Genomic DNA, 18,547 nt, shown 5'->3' on the forward strand with positions numbered 1-18,547 from the left:
TGTACGGGAAGTCTCACGCCTTGCGCCCCACACCGCCGAAGCCCGAGAAGGCGTACGGGTCCTCGGGCACCTCGCCCTCCGTGTCGCCCTCGACGCGGTCCGGGCGCCAGTCGGGCATGGAGACCAGGCCCGGCTCCACCATGTCGAACCCGTCGAAGAAGCCGCGGATCCCCTCACGGCTGCGCATGACGAGCGGGTTGCGGATGTCCCGGTACACGCCGACGGCCCCGCCGGCCACCTCCTCGGCGACCGGAATGCCCTCGAAGGAGGCGTGCGTCAGGATCAGCAGGCTGCCGGGGGCCAGCGCCTCCCGCAGTTCGGCCACGGCGGCATAGGGGTCGTCCGCGTCCTCCAGGAAGTGCAGCACGGCGACGAGGAGCAGCGCCACGGGCCGGTCGAAGTCGAGCAGCCGCGCGACCTCGGGGGCGGCCAGGATGTCCTTCGGCTTGCGCAGATCGGCGGCGACGACGCCCGTGTGCTCGTCGTCCCCGAGCACGGCCCGGCTGTGCGCCACGGCGACCGGGTCGTGGTCGACGTAGACCACGCGCGCCTCCGGGGTGGCGGCCCGGGCGATCTCGTGGACATTGCCGAAGGTGGGGATGCCGGAGCCGATGTCGAGGAACTGGGTGACGCCCCCGGCCACCGCGTGGCGGACGGCGCGGCGCATGAATGCCCGGTTCGCCTGCATGATCTTGGGCAGGCCCGGGATGAATTCCATGGCCCGGCGGGCGGCCTCGCGGTCGACCTCGAAATTGTGGGAGCCGCCCAGGTAGTAATCGTAGATACGGGACACACTGGGCACCGATATGTCGATGCCTGGCGGGGCCCAGGCGGGGCGCTCCATCGGGTCTCCAAGCCTTGTTCCGCGGCGGCCCCTCCGGGGACCGGACTCTGTCCGAGCCGAATGTACTGATCATTTGCCAACAGGGCGAGCAAAAGCGGAAATTGGCGATCCGTTCTTCGTCACACACCAAAGTCACGTGCCGGACGGAACGCCCCTGTTGATCGTTACCGACAAATCCCCTATGGGAATTGACCCGTCTGCGATCCGACCCGGTCGGTGATTGGCTCAAACCTCCTGGGTCGATGCTCCACCCGTTCAGGGGAACCGGGGCCACGGCCGGGCGTACGGGAGCCGCCCCGGGCCCATGATCCCCGGGTGAACAAAGCCTTAGCCAGGCGCATGCTCGCAGTCCCGGTGCTGCTGTGGGCCGCGCTGTCGTGCGCGTCCGTCACGCCGGCCGTGGCTGATAGCTGCGCCTACGCGACGACCGGGAACGGGTCCTCCGCGGGGGTCACCACGGCGGTCGCGGTGGCCGGCGGCAGCGGCCGCGGAGACGGCCCGCGTGGCGGACATCACGCCGACCAGCGCGGCGACCGGCACGACAACGGCCGCGGCAACGGCAACGGCCACGACAAGGGCCGCGGCAAGGGCCATCACGGCGGACACCACTGCCCGCCCCCGCCTCCCCCGCCCTGTCCGCCGAAGCCGACGCCGACCCCGACGCCGCCTCCCGAGCCGACGCCGAAGCCCCCGCCGCCGAAGCCCGCGCCGCCGCCCCCGAAGCCGGCCCCGCCGCCCGAACCCGCGCCACCGCCGCCACCGCCTCCGGCCCCGAAAGCCGTGCCGAAGCCCGTGCCCAAGCCGGCTCCCCCCGAGCCGCCCCCGCCCCCGGTGGTCCGGGCACCCGTACCCGTGGCGGCGAAACCGGCGAAACCGGTGGCCCGGCCGGCGTACCGCGCCCCGGCCCTCAAGCCGAAGGAGCACCACATCTCGCCGGTGACCTTCACGTTGATGACCGCGGCTCCCGCGGTGCTCGCGATCGTCGCGCTGCGCCCCCGGTAGCCCGTAGCCCATGACCCATCAGGAGTCATCTTGTCGGAATGGCTCGTCCTGTCCATCGCGATGGCAGCGGCCTGCGCCGTGGTGCTGTCCATCACCTTCTTCAACCACCGCAGGATCGGCGACGACGACGATCCGAACGAGACTCCGGACGTCATCGAGTACATGACGATGATGATCGGGGTGATCTACGCGATCGTCCTCGGCCTGGCGATCGCCGGCGTCTGGGAGGGCCGCGGGGCCGCCCAGGAGTACGTGCGCCAGGAAGCGCAGGCCCTGCACGAGGTCAGCGTCCGCTCCGAGGTCTACCCGCCCGAGGTGCGCAAGCAGATCCGCTCCGACGTGGACGCGTACGTGACCTACGTGGTCGACACGGAGTGGAAGGCCATGGCCGACCGCGGCGAGATCACCGACCGCGGCGGGGAGTTGCTGGAACGTATCCGCCGGGACGTCACCGACTACGAGCCGAAGACCGACCACGAGGGGCAGGCGTACCAGCCGCTGGTCGACCAGGTCGCGGTGGCGGACGACGCCCGCAGCGCCCGCGGGGAGAGCGCCGGGGCCACCATGCCGGGAGTGGTGTGGTTCGGGCTGATCTCCGGGGCGCTGGTGACGGTGGGGCTGATCTTCACCCTGCAGATCCGGCGGTCGTTCCGCGAACTGCTGCTGGCGGGCCTGTTCAGCGCGCTCATCGCCTTCCTGCTCTTCCTCATCTGGGATTTCGACGCGCCCTTCGGACGCGGCGTCGCGGCCACCGCCGAGCCCTTCCTGTCGCAGTTCGCCCACCTGGAGCTGGGCGGCTGAGGGCCCGGCCGGATCCCTCACCCCCACCCTCAAACCGGGGACGGTCCCTCCGTCCCCGGTTCGGCGTAGGGGCATGCCCCATTCGCCCGTTCCTGATCGCGGGTCACCGCACCCGGACCTAGCGTGGCGGACATCGAGGCGCACGACCCCCCACGTGCGGAAACCGTTCCGCGGCTGCTCCTCGGGGATCCGGAGAATCAACCATGGGTGCGATACGTACATCCGCCACAGCCCTGCTGAGCGCCGGCGCCACGGGCGCCGTACTCGCGCTCGGCGCCCTCGGCGCGCCCGCCGCGGCGGCGGCCGAGGGCCGGCAGGTCACTTCGTTCGGCTTCGCCATCACCCCGTCGACGGTTGCCCCGGGCGGTCAGACGGTGCTCTCGGTCACCGGCTGCAACGCCGCCTACGCCACCGCTTCGTCGGGGGTCTTCGACACCGTGAGCATCGCGCGCGGGCAGACCGTACGGGTCACGGTGGACCGGGACGCCCGGCCCGGGGCCCTGTACTCCGTCTCGTTCACCTGCAACGGGGAGACGGGCTCGGCCGATCTGACGATCTCCGGCGGCTCGACCAGGCCGACCACCAGTTCCACCCGGACCGCGACCAGTCCCGCGCGCAGTGTCGTCGGGGCCGTCCGCGGCGGCCTCGGCGGCAGCGTGGCCGGCATGGATCCCGTGGAGCTCGGCGCGGGGGCGGGCCTCCTGCTCGCCGCAGTGGCCGGTACGGCCTTCGCAGTGCGCCGCCGCCGGTCCGGCCGCGGTCATTGAAAAGTCGTTGAAGACCACGGTCACCTGAGGACCGCGGTCGTGTGAAGAAACCCCTCCCCACCGCCGGTCGCCCCGGGTCCGTGCCAGGACCCCGGGGCGACCGGCGGTGGGGACGACCGGGGAGGTGGCCGGTCAGGCCCGGCCGCGGAGCGAGGGACGGCGGCGGCGCAGCACGTGGGCGCCCGCGCCGAGTGCCGCGGCGCCGACGAGGCCCGCACCGATGGCGGTCTCGGCGGTGGACGGCCCGATGGAGCCGCCCAGGCCGCCCTGCGAGGGGCGTCCCTCCAGGATGTTGAAGCGGTGCGTGGCGACCAGGCTGTTGTCGTTGCACCGCACCGACAGGGTGTGGGGGCCCGGCGAAGCGTGGTTGAAGATCCGGACGGTGGCGAATCCGATCGAACCGGCGGACAGCCGGGCCTCGGGAAAGTTCCCGGGCGAGGTGACGACGCCGCCGTGGTTGCAACCCGAGGCGCTCACCTGCATCGTGGCCCCCTGGTGCACCGAGTAGGGGTTGACGGAGATGTTGCTGGGGCCCCCGCCCCCACCCATCGGAGAGTTGGCAAAGGCGAACGGGGTACTGAGGCCGATCGCGGCACAGGCTGCCGCCGTCACGGTGAGAGCGCGGAAAGCACGCATGGTGGAACCTCCAGCGGGAAGCGCCCCGGAGCGTCGGCCCCGGATGATCGACGAGAACGCCTCCCTGATCGAACCCTCGGGTCGTCCCGCAATCTCCGCATTTCAGCCTTTGGGCCGCCCGGTTGAGCGACACGCCGAAGCGAGAACGCCGTAGCTGACGGATCCGCAGGTCACGACCCGTCAGGCATTTATGTGACGATTACCTGGATGGGCGCACCCCTTACGGCCCCTTCCGGGCGGCGCCACCCGTTCGCCCCTCCCCTCTCGCCGTCCCGCCGACGCAGCCTTAGCGTGCGTGAAGCAGGGCGTACAGGGGTGGGACAGGAACGCGGGTCGGGACCCCCGCGTCGGGAAGGGAGAACGATGGGCGAGGACGAGACAGGGCAGTCGCGCAAACGCTCACCGTGGGGCGTACTCGCCCTCGTCATGCTCACCGGCCTCGCCATGGTGAGGAACGGTGTGGACATGGGCGACGGGCCGCCCCAGCCCACCGCGGCCTCGGCCGTCGCGGTGACGGCCGATCAGCTGCCGGCGAACCCGCCGACACCGCCGGCGGACATGGAGGTGCTGGAGCACTCGTCGGTGCAGCGCATCCGGATCCCCACGATCAACGTGGACGCGCCGGTGATGACGGTCGGGCTGGACGCGGAGGGCTGGATCGACGCCCCGCCGCCGCAGGACCGCAATCTGGCCGGCTGGTACCTCAACGGGATCTCGCCCGGGCAGCGCGGCTCTGCGGTGATCGTGGGCCACGTGGACAACGCGCAGGGCCCGGCCGTCTTCTACGGGCTGGGCTCGGTCAAGCCGGGCAACCACATCGAGGTGGAGCGCTACGACGGGCGCACCGCGGTGTTCGAGGTGTACGGCGTGGAGGTGTTCTCGAAGGACCAGTTCCCCGGAGCCCGGGTGTACGGGGACACCGGGCACCCGGAACTCCGGGTGATCACGTGCGGCGGCTCCTACTCCAAGGCGGGGGGCTACGACGGCAACGTGGTGGTCTTCGCCCGGATGGTGGAGGCCCGCTGAGCCGGAATCCACGGGGCCGGGCCGCGTCCGGAGCCGCGTCGGGCCGGACCTGGTCCTGCCGGTCCGGTCCGGGTCCGGGCCGGTCCGGGTCCGGGTCCGGGCCACGTCCGGGCCGCGTCCGGGCCGCGTCCGGGCTCCGTCCGGCCGGTCCGGACCGGATCAGCGGGGCGGCAGCACCGGCAGCGTCATCCGGTAGCCCCTGGCGAGGAGCTGGGGCAGATAGGCGTTGATGGCCTGGACGCTCTGCGACCGGTTGCCGCCCGCGTCGTGGGACAGCACGATCACGCCGGGCGCCGCGCCGCCCAGGACCCGGGAGACGATGGTCGTGGTCCCGGGCTCCTTCCAGTCCAGGGTGTCCACGGTCCAGGCGAGCGGCTCCATGCCCAGTTCCGCCCCGATCTCGAAGGCGGCCCGGTTCCAGGCCCCGTACGGCGCCCGGAACCACAGCGGGGCCTCGCCGACCGCCTTCTGCACGACCTCGCTCGTGCGGCCGATCTCCGAGGCGAGCGCGGGCCGGCTGAGCTTGGGGATGAGCGGGTGGGTCCAGGTGTGGTTGCCGATGACGTGGCCCTCGTCGGCCATCCGGCGCAGCAGGTCCCGGTTCTCGGTGGCCATCTCCCCGCAGACGAAGAACATCGCGCGGACGCCGTAGCGGGCCAGGGTGTCGAGGATGGCCGGGGTGTAGCGGGGATCGGGGCCGTCGTCGAAGGTGAGCACCATGCCGCTCGGCGTGGCGGCTCCCGCCGGGAGTTCCAGGATGGGCCGGGTGCGCACGGCGGGCTTGGCGGCGGGCGGCCGGAGGGGCGCCTCGGCGGTCATGGGGCGCAGCCGGTAGGACTTCTCGGCCAGTTCCTGGGCCCGCATTCCGGGCGGTCCCGCCGCGGGGCGCGGCCCCGGTCCGGCGAGCGGGGCGGAGCCGCCGGGTCCGGATCCGGTCCCGGCGCCCGGCGCACCGGTTTCGCCGTTCCCGGTGAGCAGTCCGGAGGCGGCGGCGACTCCGAGGAAGACGGCGGTGCGCAGGAGCGCACGACGCCCTACTGTCGGCTCGTCATTTTTCATTACTACTACGTATCAACGACATCGCCGCAGATGTCGAGAGGCACGGACGCGCCTCCTTCCCGCCACCCGATCAGCCGTGCCGCACCAGGGGGAACGGGAGCGTCTCGCGGATCGTCAGGCCCGTCAGGAACATGACGAGGCGGTCCACTCCGATGCCGAGGCCGCCGGTCGGCGGCATCGCGTACTCGAGCGCGTCCAGGAAGTCGTTGTCGAGCTCCATGGCCTCCGGGTCGCCGCCCGCCGCGAGCAGGGACTGGGCGGTGAGCCTGCGCCGCTGCTCGACGGGGTCGGTCAGCTCCGAGTAGGCGGTGCCCAGTTCGGTGCCGAAGGCCACGAGGTCCCAGCGTTCGGCGAGCCTCGGGTCCCCCCGGTGCTGCCGGGTGAGCGGCGAGACGTCGGTCGGGAAGTCCTTGTAGAAGGTGGGCAGCTTCGTCCGCTCCTCCACGAGCCGCTCGTACATCTCGAGCACCACGTCCCCGCGGGTGTCCTCCGGAGCGTGCGGCACGCCCGCCCGGTCGCACAGCCTGCGCAGGACGTGCTCCTCGGTGTCGGCGTCGACCTCCTCGCCGAGGGCGTCGCCGATGGCCCCGTACATGGTCTTGACCGGCCAGGGACCCGAGATGTCGTGGACGACGAGCTTGCCGTCGGGGCCCGCCTTGTGGGCGACGGGCGAGCCGAAGGCCGCGGTTGCGGCGCCTTGGATCAGTTCGCGGGTGAGGTCGAGCATCACGTCGTAGTCGGCGAAGGCCTGGTACGCCTCCAGCATCGTGAACTCGGGGTTGTGCTTGTAGGAGACGCCCTCGTTGCGGAAGGTGCGGCCCATCTCGAAGACCTTCTCCATGCCTCCCACGCAGAGCCGCTTGAGGTACAGCTCGGGGGCGATCCGCAGGTAGAGGTCGAGGTCGTAGGCGTTGATGTGGGTGCGGAAGGGCCGGGCGTTGGCCCCGCCGTGGATCTGCTGGAGCATCGGCGTCTCGACCTCCAGGTAGCCGCGGTCGAGCAGGCCCTGGCGCAACGCCTGGACGGCGGTGGAGCGGGCCCGTACGACGTCGCGCGCCGCGGGGCTGGCGACGAGGTCGAGGTAGCGGCGCCGGACGCGGGCCTCCGGGTCGGCGAGTCCCTTGCGCTTGTCGGGCAGGGGGCGCAGGCACTTGCCCGTGAGCTGCCAGGAGTCGACGAGGAGGGAGACCTCGCCGCTCTTGCTGGCACCCACCTGGCCGCTGACGACGACGTGGTCGCCGAAGTCGACCTGGGAGGTGAAGGAGTCCAGTACCCCGGCCCCCGTCTCGTCACGGGTGAACATCAGCTGGACGTCCCCGGACCAGTCGCGCAGGACGGCGAAGACCACCCCGCCGAGATCGCGTACGACCATCACGCGCCCGGCGAGCGTGGCCTGTTCGCCGGAGCGGGCTCCCGCAGGGTGGCCGGGGTGCGCGGCCTTCAGCTGGGCGACGGTGTGCGTACGGGGCCGGATGCCGACCGGGTAGGGGTCGGTCCCGGACTCCCGGATGCGTTCCATCTTGGCGTGCCGGACGCGGACCTGCTCGGGCAGCCGCTCGCCCGCCGCGGCGCGGTCGGCCTCCTCCCCCACGGTGTCCAGGCCGAGCGAGTCGATGGAGGGCAGGCCCTCGGTGGTGGCGGGGGCGGTGAGGCCCCGGGGATGGGCGTTGCCCCACAGGGTGCGCATGCTGGGTACGGAGACGAAGCCCTCGGCGATGCCGGAGGCGAGGCTGACGCGGGCGAGCGAGCCGGCGTCCTGGTAGCAGAGGAACCGCGGGTACCACTCGGGGCCGTACTTGACGTTCGAGCGGTACAGGGCCTCGAGCTGCCACCAGCGGGAGAAGAAGAGCAGCAGCCTGCGCCACATCTTCAGCACCGGGCCGGCGCCGATCCGGCCGCCCTCCTCGAAGGCGGAGCGGAAGACCGCGAAGTTGAGGGAGATCCTGCGCACGCCGAGGCCGGGGGCGGCGGCGCACAGCTGGGCGACCATGAACTCCATGACCCCGTTGGGGGCGGAGCGGTCGCGGCGCATCAGGTCGAGGGAGATGCCGTCCTTGCCCCAGGGCACGAAGGAGAGCAGGGCGATCAGCTCCCCCTTGTCGTCGAAGGCCTCCACGAGCAGGCAGTCCCCGTCGGCCGGGTCGCCGAGCCGGTCCAGGGCCATCGAGAAGCCGCGCTCGGTCTCGGTGTCCCGCCAGCGGTCCGCCCGGTCGACGATGGTGTGCATCTCGTCCTCGGAGAGGGCGGAGTGGCGGCGGATGACGGTGGTGGCCCCGGTGCGCTTGACGCGGTTGACGGCCTGGCGGGTGACGCGCATGTCGCGGCCGTCGAGGTCGAAGTGGGCGACGTGCAGGATGGCCTCGTCGCCGAGTTGGAGGGCGCTGAGGCCGGAGCGGGCGTAGGCGTTGGCGCCGTCCTCGGAGGCGCCCATGACGGCGGGCTGCCAGCCGTACCGGCGGGCGACGGCCAGCCATGCGTCGATGGCGGGGGTCCAGGCGGCGGGGTCGCCGACCGGGTCGCCGCTGGCCAGGGCGACACCGGCCTCGACGCGGTAGGTGACGCCGGCCCTGCCGTTGGGGGCGAAGACGACGGCCTTGTCGCGCCGGGTGGCGAAGTAGCCGAGGGAGTCGCCCCGCCCGTAGGCGCCCAGCAGCGCGCGGATGCGCGGCTCCTCGTCGCCGTGCAGGGCGGCGGTCAGGCGCTGGGACCGGAAGAGGGTGGCGGCCGCGTTCAGGAGGGCCAGGGCGCCGAAGAGGCCGAGCAGGAAGTACAGGGGGCGCGGCGGGCGGCCGTCGAACTGCCGCTCGGAGACGAGCCCGCCGAAGACCTGCCGGGCGGCCCAGTCCAGCCGCTCTCCGGGGGGCAGGGTGCCGGGGAAGAGTGCGACGAGCCCCCAGCCCACCAGTACGGCGGCGAGCAGACCCAGCCCGAGCACGAGCAGGGCCCGCCACAGGGCGCCGGGCCGGGAGGCGGCGTAGAACTCCTGGCGGGCGGCGATCAGGACGGCCATGGCGACCACGCCGACGGCCATCGACGGGACGCCGATCCAGTAGTCGCCCTCGGCCAGGATCAGCACGTCGTCGAGGACCAGCAGGGCCAAATAGGTGATGACGATCCACCAGGCGACCTTCTTGCGCATGCCGAGGGCGGCCGCGAGGAGGAAGAGGAAGACCGCGTAGGCGAGGTTCGCGCTGACCGGGACGACGATGAGGTCGAGGAAGCGCACGACGTGCCGCAGGAGCCGCCGCAGCGTCGGGGAGAGCGCGAGCAGCGCGCACAGCAGGCCGAGCGCTCCGAAGAACGCGCCGAAGGCATCGGGCACCCGGTTCAGGAAGCGGTTCCGGGTCCCGCGCGTCTCCTCCACGGTGGCACTCATGGTTCGCACTGTAGGGAGGGCGCCCGTCGTGCGCGCGCCGAGCGGGATAGCCTCGGGAGCGTGACGGAGCACGTGAACACGGGATTCGAACGCGGCACCGACGGTCCGAAGGTGATCCTGGCCGGGGTCGACGGCTCGGAGTCCTCGCTGCGGGCCGCGGCCTACGCGGCGGGGCTGGCCCGGCGGCAGAACGCGCTGCTGGCGCTGGTGTACGTACAGCCCGTGCTGGCGGCCGGGGCCGCACTGGGCGCGCCGGTGGCGGACACGACGGACGAGATCGCGCAGGGCCTGGTCGCCGAGATCCGGGAGTCGGCGGAGCGGCTCAAGGGCATCTACGAGGTGCGCTGGGAGTTCCACACCTTCCGCGGGGACCCTTACGCGGGGCTGGTGAGCGCGGCGGAGGAGCTCACGGCGGACGCGGTGGTGGTCGGTGCCTCCGAGCAGGCGGGCCACCGGATCGTCGGCTCGGTGGCGGTCCGCCTGGTCAAGGCGGGTCGCTGGCCGGTGACGGTGGTTCCGTAGCAGCGCGGCAGCAGGGGACGGCCACCGCACCGTGGCCCGGCGGACCCGGCGGACCCGGCGGACCCGGCGGACCCGGCGGACCCGGCGGACCCGGCGGACCCGGCGGACCCGGCGGACCGCAGCGTCGCGCCCCGGGGCTCCGGTCGGCCGCGGCGCGGTGACCTGGGGGCTCCGGCCGGCCGCGGAGCGGTGACCCGGCCGGCCGCGGCACCGTGGCCCGGGGCTCCGGCCGGCCGCGGCGCCGTTCCGCGGGGGCGTTCCGCCAAGCGCCGCGCGGGGGTCACTTCGCCATGGTGAGCCCGTCCTTCGCGGCGCCCCGGCCCAGGACCGCCTCGGTGACGGCCTCCTTGGCGGTCTCGTACTCCTCCCCTTCGGAGTGGAGGGCGAGGTTGACGACCCGGCCGGTGGACAGGTCCATCATCTGCGGGACGAACTCGGCCTTGGTGACCTGCCAGCGCTGCCCGGCGGCGGCCGGCGGCGCGAAGGTGAAGCGGCCGATCGATCCGTAGTTGCCGCGCATGTCCCGCGCGCCCGAGTAGTTGAACATCTCGCCCGCGACCTGGTCGCCCATGCCGTAGACGATCCAGGTGCCGTTGACCTTCTCGTAGGCCTGCGGGATGTGCGCGTGGGTGCCGAGGATCAGGTCGATGTCGGGGCGGCCACCGGTCTGCGAGGCGGTCAGGGCCTTGCCGAGGGAGAGCTGGGTCTCGTCCGGTTCGGTCTGCCACTCCGTGCCCCAGTGCACGCTCACCAGCACCACGTCCGCGCCGGCCTTCCGGGCCGCCCGGGCATCCGCGATGATCTTTTCCTGCTTCATCAGGTTGACCGCCCACGGCTGACCGTCCGGCATCGGGTAGCCGTTGGTGTCGTAGGTGTAGGCGAGGTGCGCGACCTTGGCGGAGCCCGCCCGGTAGGTGGTCACGCCGGCCGCCTCGGCGGCCGTGCGGGCCGAACCGGCGTGCTTCAGCCCGACCTTGTCGAAGCGGTCCAGGGTGCGGCGCAGCCCGTCGCCGCCGCCGTCGAGGGTGTGGTTGGAGGCCGTGGAGCAGCCGTCGTACCCGGTCGCCTTGAGTGCGTCGGCGACCTCGGGCGGGGACTTGAACGCCGGGTAGCCCGAGAACGGGCCGCCCTCCTCGCCGTAGATGGTCTCCATGTGGCAGAGGGCGAGGTCGGCGGCCGAGACGACGGGCTTGACGCCGGAGAACATCGGCTTGAAGTCGTAGCCGTCGCCGCCCGCGTCGTTCGCCGCGCGCTGGATGACCGAGGTGTGCGGCAGTACGTCGCCGCTCGCGACGAGGGTGAAGCCCCGGGCCGAGGGGGATCCGGCGGCGCTGGAGGGGGTGGGCCCGCCCGCGAGGCGGGCCGGCCCGGACTGCCCGGCGGCCGAGCAGCCGGCCGCGGCAGCCGACAGCAGGAGTACGGACAGGAGGGCGGCCGTTCGCCGGGTGGGCTTCGTCATCTGTCCCAGCTCTCGCTAGTACGACTATCTGACTTCCGATCACCTGCAATCCACATAACAGGACGCCCCAAGTCAAGGAACGTATCCGTCCGCCCGGAGTGCTCTCACCCCGATGGCCGATACGGGTCCACGCGCGACTCCCCCAGTGGCTCCCCCAGCCCCCCTGCGGCTCCCCCAGCCCCCTGCGCGTCCCCTTGCACCTCCCGCCCCGTCTCCGCCCAGCCGTTCGCCGTGCCGTTCGACCGTTCGCCGCCCGGCACTGCCGCCCACCGGCCGACCGGGGTGCTTGGGCGCACCGACTGGACGGGACGGTTCCGAGGCGGCCCACTGCAGGTCAGGGTGAACGGGACGGCTCCCCGTCGGCCCCCCGCATCCCCCCGGAAGGAGCCCCTCGTGCCACTCTCCCCCGCCCGCCGGCGCACGGCCCCCGAGGCCCTGGCCGAACTGCAGCGCGACCACGGACGAGCCCTGTTCGGATTCCTGCTCGGCCTCACGGCCGGCGACGCCCAGCGGGCGGAGGACCTCGTGCAGGAGACCTTCGTACGGGTCTGGCAGCACCCGGAGGTCCTGTCGAGCGAGCACGACTCGATGCGGCCCTGGCTCTTCACGGTCGCCCGCCGACTCGCGATCGACGCGCGGCGGGCCCGGCTGGCCCGGCCGCAGGAGGTGGACCCGGAAGGGCTGGAGCAGGCACCCGCCCCCGAGGACGCGGTGGCCTGCTCGGTCACGGCGATCGACGTCCGCCGCGCCGTCGGCTCGCTGGGCCCGGAGCACCGCGCCGTGCTGCTGCAGGTGTACTTCCAGGACCGTTCCGTGGCCGAGGCCGCCGCCGAACTCGGCATACCGGCCGGCACCGTGAAGTCCCGTACGCACTACGCTCTGCGCGCCCTCAAGAAGGGCCTGCAAGGCTACGGCTACGGACTCGGCGCCTGAGCACCCGGCCGGAGGACGGGAAGGTCGGGAAACGCCTCGAACGTACGTGGACCGGACAGAAAATGCATCGAATTCGGCATCAGAGCGTGCAAGTTGAGTAAACATCCCCCGCTCCACGAGCCGCCGGGTGAAGGCTCGGGGCTGACGGCGGGACGCTGGACGCGTGGGAGAAGGTGGAACGGTGCAGCCCGAGGGTATGAACGGCACCAGTGACGGCGGGCTCGCGGTGCCCATGGCTTGGCTCTACGCCGAGTACATCGCGGACGAACTGCTGCGCACGGGCCGGCTGATCCCGGTCAGCACGCTGGAATTCCGGGCGGGCCGCGACACGCTCGCGCTGACGATCTACCTCTCGGACGCCGCGGGCGAGCTCTCCGGGATCCGGGTCGTCTCCCAGCTCGACGAGTGGATGTCGCTGACGGCGTACGGCCATCCCTGGCGCGACTGGGTCCACACCCGGTTCCTCGCGCTGGGCGAGGAGGCCAGGGAGGGCCGGGGCGAGGACCCGGACCTGGAGCTGGCCCGGGCGGCCTGGCGCTGGCTCGACAGCACCGAACTCTTCGCCACCAACCTCGACCCCGGCCGGCACGGCCACGCGGACACCCCCGCGGGCCTGGACGAGAACGCCCGCGTCTGGACCCCGGCCTGGCAACTCGGGCTTCCGCTCGGTCACTTGGCGATGCACTTGTTCTGAGGCGCGGAGCCCGCGGCCCGGGGGAGCATGGCCTCGGGGAGCGAGGCACGCCGGGCGGTGACGACCACGCGCACGGTCGCCGCCGCGGCGGCCAGCAGGACCGCGGCGAAGGCGGCGAGGGTCGGTCCGTCCGGGTGGATCAGGGACTGACCCCGGCCGGCCTGCCAGGTCACGACCGCGACCAGGCCGCTGTAGCCCAGCGCGACGGCGCCCACGAGGCGCGCGCGGACCCGCTCGTCGCGCAGCCGGACGTGGCGGGCCGAGAGGGCGGTCAGCGCGACGGTGAGCACGAGCAGGACCTGGATCCCGTGCAGGGCGAAGAAGTGCGGGACCCGGAAGTCGCCGCCGGTGACGCTCCAGTTGGTGACGGGCATGCCGTGTCCGTCGGGATCTCCGATGCCGTGGCCCTGGTACATCGGGATCTCGTTGCCGTTGGCGTCGGTGACGGTGCGCGCGTGGATCCCGGTCACCATCCAGTACACCGGGATGAGCATGCCTGCGGTGGCGAGGCCGATGCCGGCGCGGATGGCCCGGTTCAGATCCCTGCCGCCGGTGCGCTGGACCAGCACGACGATGCCGACGACCAGCTGCGCGAGGACGATGACCATCACGCCGAGGGTGAGGACCGGCACCAGGGCCAGGGTCGTCGGGTCGCTCCGGTCCGCGTTGAAGTGGCTGATCGTGCCGCGTGCCGCCTGGACGGTGATGGCTCCGACCTCGGCGGTCGTGGCCACGGCGAAGACGGTGCCGGCCCACCACGCGAGGCGCCTCCCCTTCTCGAGCCGGGTCAGCAGCCAGGCCAGCGTTCCGCTGTAGAGGGCGAAGGCGAAGCCGAACTTCATCGGTTTCGCCCATACCGACTCGCCCAGCAGGGTCCGTCCGTCCACGGCCATGGCGATGCCGCAGAGGACGAAGAGGCCGGCCATCAGGGCCGCGCAGACCGCGAGCGGGCGGTGCCGGGCGGGCGGGTGTGGGGTCGGGGTAGGCAACGCAGGCTCCTTTTACGGCGTTCAAGTGCTGACTTGCACACCGTAAAAGAGCAACCGGCCGCAGCGCAACCACCTTGTTGAACACTGTGCAAGAGGCGGGATAGGCTGGGGCCATGCCGCGTGAGACCTTGAGCCGTGACCAGATCGTCCGGGCCGCCGTCGCCCTCCTCGACAGCGAGGGCATCGACGGCCTGAGCATGCGCCGCCTCGGCCAGCGGATGGGCTCGGCGGCCACCGCCATGTACTGGCACGTCGGCAGCAAGGAGAGCCTCGTGGTCCTCGCGGCCGACGAGGTGTGGGGCGAACTGGGCTTCCCCGACCCGGCCGTGGTCGGCTGGCGGGCCGCCGCCCGCGCGCTGGTGCACGACACGTACGCGCTGGGCAGGCGCCATCCGTGGCTCGTGCCCGCCATCAGCACGCACTTCGTCTACGGTCCCGGGATGGCCGGCTTCCAGGAGCACTCGTACGCGATCTACGAGGCGGCCGGGTTCACCGGACGGGAGCTCGACTGGGCCGTGAACACGTCCTTCACGTTCGTGGCCGGCACCCTGCTCGCCGACGCCTCCCAGGCCGCGATCGCGGAAGCCCAGGTCCCCCGCGGCAAGGGCGACGAGGGTCCCGCGCCGAGCGTCGCCGAGTGGGCCCGGGACATCGCCGCGCAGTACCCGCGCCTGCGCGCCCGCATGGAGGAGCAGCAGGCCGCGGACCCCGCCGTGCTGGCCGCCGAGAAGTTCGAGTTCGGCGTGGAGGCCATCCTTGACGGCCTGGAGGCCCGCCTCGCCGCTACCGGTCCGGGGAACGCTCCGCGGGATCCATCACCAGCCCCGTGAAATCGGCCTCGTTGCGCTCGGCCCGGGTGACGTACCAGCGGGCGACGAGCCACATCACCGGATACACCAGGACGCCGAGCGCCGGCCAGACCAGGGTCCTCGAGCCCCCGCTCGGCAGGACGAACACCAGCGGCAGCGAGGCGACCAGCAGCCCGAGTGCGGCCAGCGCGCCCAGCCCGGCCCGCAGCTGACTGCGCATCAGCGCCCGTACGTAGGTGGCCCCGAGGGTGGTCTGCTCGGAGATCTCCGAGCGCGCGGGGGCGTGCGCGGGCGGCCGGCGCCGGTCGCCCCGGGGCACCCCGGTGACGATCTCGCGCCGGGGCGGAGACTGCTGTTCCTCGGGCACGGTGCCGGAGTCTACGCAGCGCCGGGCTATTTGAGGAGGCGCGAGAGCCGCCGGTCGGCGAGCGGCTTGCCGCCGGTCTGGCAAGTGGGGCAGTACTCCAGGGAGGAATCCGCGAAGGACACCGAGCGCACCGTGTCCCCGCACACCGGACACGCCTCCCCGGCCCGGCCGTGCACCCGCAGGCCGCTCTTCTTCTCCGCCTTCAGCTCACCGGCCGCCAGTCCGTGCGCCCGTGCGACGGCCTCGCGCAGGGTGTCCTGCACGGCCGCGTGGAGCTCCGTGACCTGCTCCTCCCCGAAGGAGGCGGCCAGTTTGAACGGCGAAACCCTCGCCCGGTGCAGGATTTCGTCGCTGTAGGCGTTCCCGATGCCCGCGATGACGCTCTGGTCCCGCAGCACGCCCTTGATCTGCCGCCGCTCCCCCTCCAGCAGGGCGGCGAAGGCGTCCCGGTCGAAGCCCTCGGCCAGCGGATCGGGCCCGAGCCGGGCGATTCCGGGCACCTCCTGGGGGTCGCGCACCACGTACACGGCGAGGCGCTTCTGCGTCCCCGCCTCCGTGAGGTCGAACCCGCCGCCGCCCTCCAGTACGACGCGCAGCGCGAGCGGCCCCTTGCCGGGGCGGGGCGGCGCAGCGGGCAGGGTCTCCTGCCAGCGCAGCCAGCCGGCCCGGGCCAGGTGGGTGACGAGGTGGAGCTCCCCGATCCGCACGGCCAGGAACTTGCCGAACCGGGCGGTGGCGCCGGCCGGCTGCCCTTCGAGCGCACTCAGCGGCGGGTCGTACGTCTTGAGCACGCTCACGGCGAGCGGATGGACGCGCTCGACCATCCGCCCGGGCAGGTGCGCGTCGAGGTACTCCCGCAGGGCCTCGACCTCGGGCAGCTCGGGCATGGCTCCAGCCTGCCGCCGCCGTGCCCGGAGCGCGAGCCGGGGGTGCCCGCCGGGTGCGGGTCCCGGGTGCCGCTGCCGACGCCGGGTGCCGCTGCGCGGGGCCGCTCCCCCGCCCCTTCCCGAAACCGTGGGCTCCGCCCCCGGACCCCCGGTCCTCAAACGCCCGACGGGCTGAAACCCCGGGGCGGAGCCCCGCGCCCGCGGCCCGCAGGCCGGGATCCACGCACAACCCGAGGCGCAGCCGGACTTGCGCCCGTCCCGCCGGGGGACACCGCCCGTCCCGCCGAGCCCCCCTCAGGGGTCACGTCAGCCCATCACGAACTCGCACCACACGCACTTGCCGCTTCCCCTCGGCTCCACCCCCCACACGTCCGCCAGCCGGTCCACCAGCATCAGGCCCCGGCCCGAGACCCCCGCCTCCCCCGCCTCCCGGCGTCTCGGCAGGGCGCTGGAGCGGTCTTCCACTTCCACGCGGAGCCTGCGCTGCGGGCCCTCGAGGACCCGCAGCGTCACGATCGCCGGGCCGTCCGTGTGCATCAGCGCGTTCACGATGAGCTCGTCCGCGACGAGTTCGATCTCGTCGGCCCGTTCCCGCGCGCCCCACGCCCGCACCGCCGCGCCGATCATGTGCCGCGCGGCGACCAGCGCCTCCGGGTCGCCCGGGGCCACGTGCTGCTGCAGGCGGCCCCCGCCCCCGGGGGTCGTCGGGGCGTGGCGGCGCAGCAGGAGCAGTGCCATGTCGTCGTCGCCGCCGCGTTCGTCCATGACCCCGCACAGCAGGTCGGCCAGCCGCTGGAGGTCCGCGGGGCCGCCGCGGACCAGCGAGGTCAGGAGCTGGATCCCGTCGTCGAGGTCGGCGCCGGGCAGTTCCACGAGGCCGTCCGTGCACAGCAGGAGCGTTTCTCCCGGGTCCAGTTCCACCGTGGTCACCGGGTATTCGAGCCGGCCGAACTCCACGGAGAGGCCGAGCGGCATCCCGCCGCTCACCGGGAGGCGCCGGCACTCCCCGTCCGGGGTGCGCAGCAGCGGGTCGATGTGGCCGGCCCGTACCAGCTGGAGCACCCCCGTCGAGAGGTCGGCCTGCACGTACGTGCAGGTGGCGAAGCGGTCGGTGTCCAGCTCGTGCAGGAAGACGGAGGCCCGCGCCATCACCGTCCCGGGCGAGTGCCCCTCCGCCGCGTACGCGCGCAGCACGATCCGGAGCTGGCCCATGACCGCCGCCGCGTGGGTGTCGTGGCCCTGGACGTCGCCGATGACCGCGCCGACCCGGCCGCCGGGCAGCGGGATGACGTCGTACCAGTCGCCGCCGATGTCCTGGCCCATCCGGGCGGAGCGGTAGCGGACCGCGATCTCGCCGCCCGGCACCGGCGGGATCCGGCGCGGCAGCATCGCCTGCTGCAGGCCTTCCGCCAGGTCGTGCTCCTGCTCGAGCAGCATGGCCCGCTGGAGGCTCTGCGCGATGCTGCTGCCCAGCGCCACGAGCAGGTTGCGCTCGTCCTGGGTGAAGCCGTCCTTGTCCTGGTAGAGGAGGCCGATCGCGCCGATGGGCCTGGCCTGGGCGATCAGCGGCAGGTACGCGGCCGCCGAGATGTCCATGTACGAGATCTTCGCCCAGAGCCCGGGGTAGTCCTCGGCGAACTCCTGCGCCGAGTCGAGGAACCGCGGCTGGAGGGAGCGGACGACCTCGCTCATCGGGTACTGCTCGTCGATGCGGGTGTAGCGGGTGCCGGGGACGAAGCTGCCCTCGGGGCCTTCCGCGACGAGGTGGATCCGGCCCGCCTCGACGAGGCCCATCACCATGCCCATCGAGCCGAGCCGCTCCAGGCCGTGGGCGTCGCCGAGCGCGTCGATGACGTCCTTGACGGTCCGGGCGTGGGCGAGGGCGGCCGTGGTGGACTCCACGACGGAGGTCTGCCGGCGCCGTTCCTCGTCGAGGCCGAGCCGCTCCGCCGAGTGGCTGAGCTCCTCGGTGGCGTCCCGCACGATGCCGATGATCCGGTACGGGCGCCCGTCCTGGCCGCGCATGACGCGGCCCTGGGTGTGCGTCCAGCGCAGCCGCCCGTCGTGGCAGCGGATGCGGAAGTAGGCACCGTAGCTGTCCACGCCGCTCTTGAGGGCGGAGGAGACGAGGGCGTCGAGCCGGGCCCCCTCGTCGGGCGGTACGCGCGGGGAGAGGGACTCGGGCCGGCCGTCGTACTCGTCCGGGGTCGTGTCGAAGACGTCGAGGGCGGCTGCGTCCATGTGCATGAGACCGGTGATCAGGTCCCAGTCGAAACTGCCCATGCGGTTGAGTGAGAGCGACCGGTCCGGGTGTGCGGGCCAGTCGTCCGGCAGCGATACGGTGGTCGGCACCGATCCACCATGACACACCCGCCG

General features: G+C 72.9%; 17 protein-coding genes. 8 read left to right on the forward strand and 9 right to left on the reverse strand.

What is annotated here, in order from left to right:
* Window positions 1-13: 13 nt before the first annotated feature.
* A complete protein-coding gene (locus tag ACIGFK_RS00485; protein ID WP_376655106.1) occupies window positions 14-844 on the reverse strand; it encodes an SAM-dependent methyltransferase in 831 nt (276 codons plus the stop codon).
* 315 nt (window positions 845-1,159) lie between these two features.
* Between ACIGFK_RS00485 and ACIGFK_RS00490 the strand changes: the two genes are divergently transcribed.
* From ACIGFK_RS00490 to ACIGFK_RS00500, 3 genes are all read left to right on the forward strand, one after another.
* Window positions 1,160-1,846: a hypothetical protein gene (locus ACIGFK_RS00490; RefSeq protein ID WP_400050052.1), complete on the forward strand. Its 687-nt coding sequence runs from the start codon at window positions 1,160-1,162 to the stop codon at window positions 1,844-1,846.
* A 30-nt stretch (window positions 1,847-1,876) separates the two neighbouring features.
* Complete coding sequence (locus tag ACIGFK_RS00495) at window positions 1,877-2,647, forward strand: hypothetical protein (RefSeq protein WP_376655104.1); 771 nt, start codon at window positions 1,877-1,879, stop codon at window positions 2,645-2,647.
* A 203-nt stretch (window positions 2,648-2,850) separates the two neighbouring features.
* Window positions 2,851-3,414: a hypothetical protein gene (locus ACIGFK_RS00500; RefSeq protein ID WP_376655103.1), complete on the forward strand. Its 564-nt coding sequence runs from the start codon at window positions 2,851-2,853 to the stop codon at window positions 3,412-3,414.
* 132 nt (window positions 3,415-3,546) lie between these two features.
* On the opposite strand, the gene ACIGFK_RS00505 is transcribed toward ACIGFK_RS00500, so the two are convergent.
* On the reverse strand, window positions 3,547-4,050 hold the full coding sequence (locus ACIGFK_RS00505) for a hypothetical protein (protein WP_376662035.1): 504 nt from the start codon (window positions 4,048-4,050) through the stop codon (window positions 3,547-3,549).
* A gap of 363 nt (window positions 4,051-4,413) precedes the next feature.
* Here ACIGFK_RS00505 and ACIGFK_RS00510 point away from each other — a divergent pair, with 363 nt between their 5' ends.
* On the forward strand, window positions 4,414-5,076 hold the full coding sequence (locus ACIGFK_RS00510) for a class F sortase (protein WP_376662036.1): 663 nt from the start codon (window positions 4,414-4,416) through the stop codon (window positions 5,074-5,076).
* A 159-nt stretch (window positions 5,077-5,235) separates the two neighbouring features.
* On the opposite strand, the gene ACIGFK_RS00515 is transcribed toward ACIGFK_RS00510, so the two are convergent.
* Both ACIGFK_RS00515 and lysX read right to left on the reverse strand, forming a co-directional pair.
* A complete protein-coding gene (locus tag ACIGFK_RS00515; RefSeq protein WP_400050053.1) occupies window positions 5,236-6,135 on the reverse strand; it encodes a polysaccharide deacetylase family protein in 900 nt (299 codons plus the stop codon).
* Window positions 6,136-6,205: 70 nt separating this feature from the next.
* Window positions 6,206-9,511, reverse strand: coding sequence for a bifunctional lysylphosphatidylglycerol synthetase/lysine--tRNA ligase LysX (lysX, locus tag ACIGFK_RS00520; protein WP_386466651.1), 3,306 nt, complete (start codon window positions 9,509-9,511; stop codon window positions 6,206-6,208).
* Window positions 9,512-9,571: 60 nt separating this feature from the next.
* On the opposite strand from lysX, the gene ACIGFK_RS00525 reads away from it, so the two are divergent.
* Complete coding sequence (locus ACIGFK_RS00525; protein WP_376662039.1) at window positions 9,572-10,033, forward strand: universal stress protein; 462 nt, start codon at window positions 9,572-9,574, stop codon at window positions 10,031-10,033.
* Window positions 10,034-10,313: 280 nt separating this feature from the next.
* On the opposite strand, the gene ACIGFK_RS00530 is transcribed toward ACIGFK_RS00525, so the two are convergent.
* On the reverse strand, window positions 10,314-11,492 hold the full coding sequence (locus ACIGFK_RS00530) for a CapA family protein (RefSeq protein WP_400050054.1): 1,179 nt from the start codon (window positions 11,490-11,492) through the stop codon (window positions 10,314-10,316).
* 393 nt (window positions 11,493-11,885) lie between these two features.
* On the opposite strand from ACIGFK_RS00530, the gene ACIGFK_RS00535 reads away from it, so the two are divergent.
* Window positions 11,886-12,425 (forward strand): sigma-70 family RNA polymerase sigma factor, encoded by a 540-nt coding sequence (locus tag ACIGFK_RS00535; RefSeq protein WP_376656024.1) that lies wholly within the window; start codon window positions 11,886-11,888, stop codon window positions 12,423-12,425.
* 196 nt (window positions 12,426-12,621) lie between these two features.
* The gene (locus ACIGFK_RS00540; RefSeq protein ID WP_376656028.1) at window positions 12,622-13,119 is read left to right on the forward strand and encodes a hypothetical protein; all 498 of its coding nucleotides are present in this window, start codon (window positions 12,622-12,624) and stop codon (window positions 13,117-13,119) included.
* On the opposite strand, the gene ACIGFK_RS00545 is transcribed toward ACIGFK_RS00540, so the two are convergent.
* Complete coding sequence (locus tag ACIGFK_RS00545; RefSeq protein WP_400050055.1) at window positions 13,095-14,108, reverse strand: hypothetical protein; 1,014 nt, start codon at window positions 14,106-14,108, stop codon at window positions 13,095-13,097. The two genes, ACIGFK_RS00540 and ACIGFK_RS00545, sit on opposite strands and share 25 nt — an antisense overlap.
* A gap of 113 nt (window positions 14,109-14,221) precedes the next feature.
* Here ACIGFK_RS00545 and ACIGFK_RS00550 point away from each other — a divergent pair, with 113 nt between their 5' ends.
* Window positions 14,222-14,938 carry a TetR/AcrR family transcriptional regulator gene (locus ACIGFK_RS00550; protein WP_376656022.1) on the forward strand — a complete coding sequence of 239 codons (717 nt, stop codon included), beginning with the start codon at window positions 14,222-14,224 and terminating at the stop codon, window positions 14,936-14,938.
* On the opposite strand, the gene ACIGFK_RS00555 is transcribed toward ACIGFK_RS00550, so the two are convergent.
* The 3 genes from ACIGFK_RS00555 to ACIGFK_RS00565 all read right to left on the reverse strand — a co-directional run bounded on the left by ACIGFK_RS00555 (window position 14,892) and on the right by ACIGFK_RS00565 (window position 18,541).
* Entirely contained in the window at window positions 14,892-15,284 is a 393-nt protein-coding gene (locus ACIGFK_RS00555; protein ID WP_386466659.1) for a hypothetical protein, read from the reverse strand. The genes ACIGFK_RS00550 and ACIGFK_RS00555 overlap by 47 nt on opposite strands.
* A gap of 26 nt (window positions 15,285-15,310) precedes the next feature.
* Window positions 15,311-16,171, reverse strand: coding sequence for an Fpg/Nei family DNA glycosylase (locus tag ACIGFK_RS00560; RefSeq protein WP_400050056.1), 861 nt, complete (start codon window positions 16,169-16,171; stop codon window positions 15,311-15,313).
* A gap of 306 nt (window positions 16,172-16,477) precedes the next feature.
* Entirely contained in the window at window positions 16,478-18,541 is a 2,064-nt protein-coding gene (locus ACIGFK_RS00565) for a SpoIIE family protein phosphatase (protein WP_376656019.1), read from the reverse strand.
* Window positions 18,542-18,547: the final 6 nt, after the last annotated feature.

Source organism: Streptomyces sp. NPDC085524, assembly GCF_044541755.1.
GTDB lineage: Bacteria > Actinomycetota > Actinomycetes > Streptomycetales > Streptomycetaceae > Streptomyces.

Excerpts from the sequence above, each read along its gene's own strand:
- ACIGFK_RS00485 (WP_376655106.1), bottom strand. The coding sequence starts at position 844 with ATGGAGCGCCCCGCCTGGGCCCCGCCAGGCATCGACATATCGGTGCCC.
- ACIGFK_RS00500 (WP_376655103.1), top strand. The coding sequence starts at position 2,851 with ATGGGTGCGATACGTACATCCGCCACAGCCCTGCTGAGCGCCGGCGCC.
- ACIGFK_RS00505 (WP_376662035.1), bottom strand. The coding sequence starts at position 4,050 with ATGCGTGCTTTCCGCGCTCTCACCGTGACGGCGGCAGCCTGTGCCGCG.
- ACIGFK_RS00510 (WP_376662036.1), top strand. The coding sequence starts at position 4,414 with ATGGGCGAGGACGAGACAGGGCAGTCGCGCAAACGCTCACCGTGGGGC.
- ACIGFK_RS00515 (WP_400050053.1), bottom strand. The coding sequence starts at position 6,135 with ATGAAAAATGACGAGCCGACAGTAGGGCGTCGTGCGCTCCTGCGCACC.
- lysX (WP_386466651.1), bottom strand. The coding sequence starts at position 9,511 with ATGAGTGCCACCGTGGAGGAGACGCGCGGGACCCGGAACCGCTTCCTG.
- ACIGFK_RS00530 (WP_400050054.1), bottom strand. The coding sequence starts at position 11,492 with ATGACGAAGCCCACCCGGCGAACGGCCGCCCTCCTGTCCGTACTCCTG.
- ACIGFK_RS00540 (WP_376656028.1), top strand. The coding sequence starts at position 12,622 with ATGAACGGCACCAGTGACGGCGGGCTCGCGGTGCCCATGGCTTGGCTC.
- ACIGFK_RS00550 (WP_376656022.1), top strand. The coding sequence starts at position 14,222 with ATGCCGCGTGAGACCTTGAGCCGTGACCAGATCGTCCGGGCCGCCGTC.
- ACIGFK_RS00560 (WP_400050056.1), bottom strand. The coding sequence starts at position 16,171 with ATGCCCGAGCTGCCCGAGGTCGAGGCCCTGCGGGAGTACCTCGACGCG.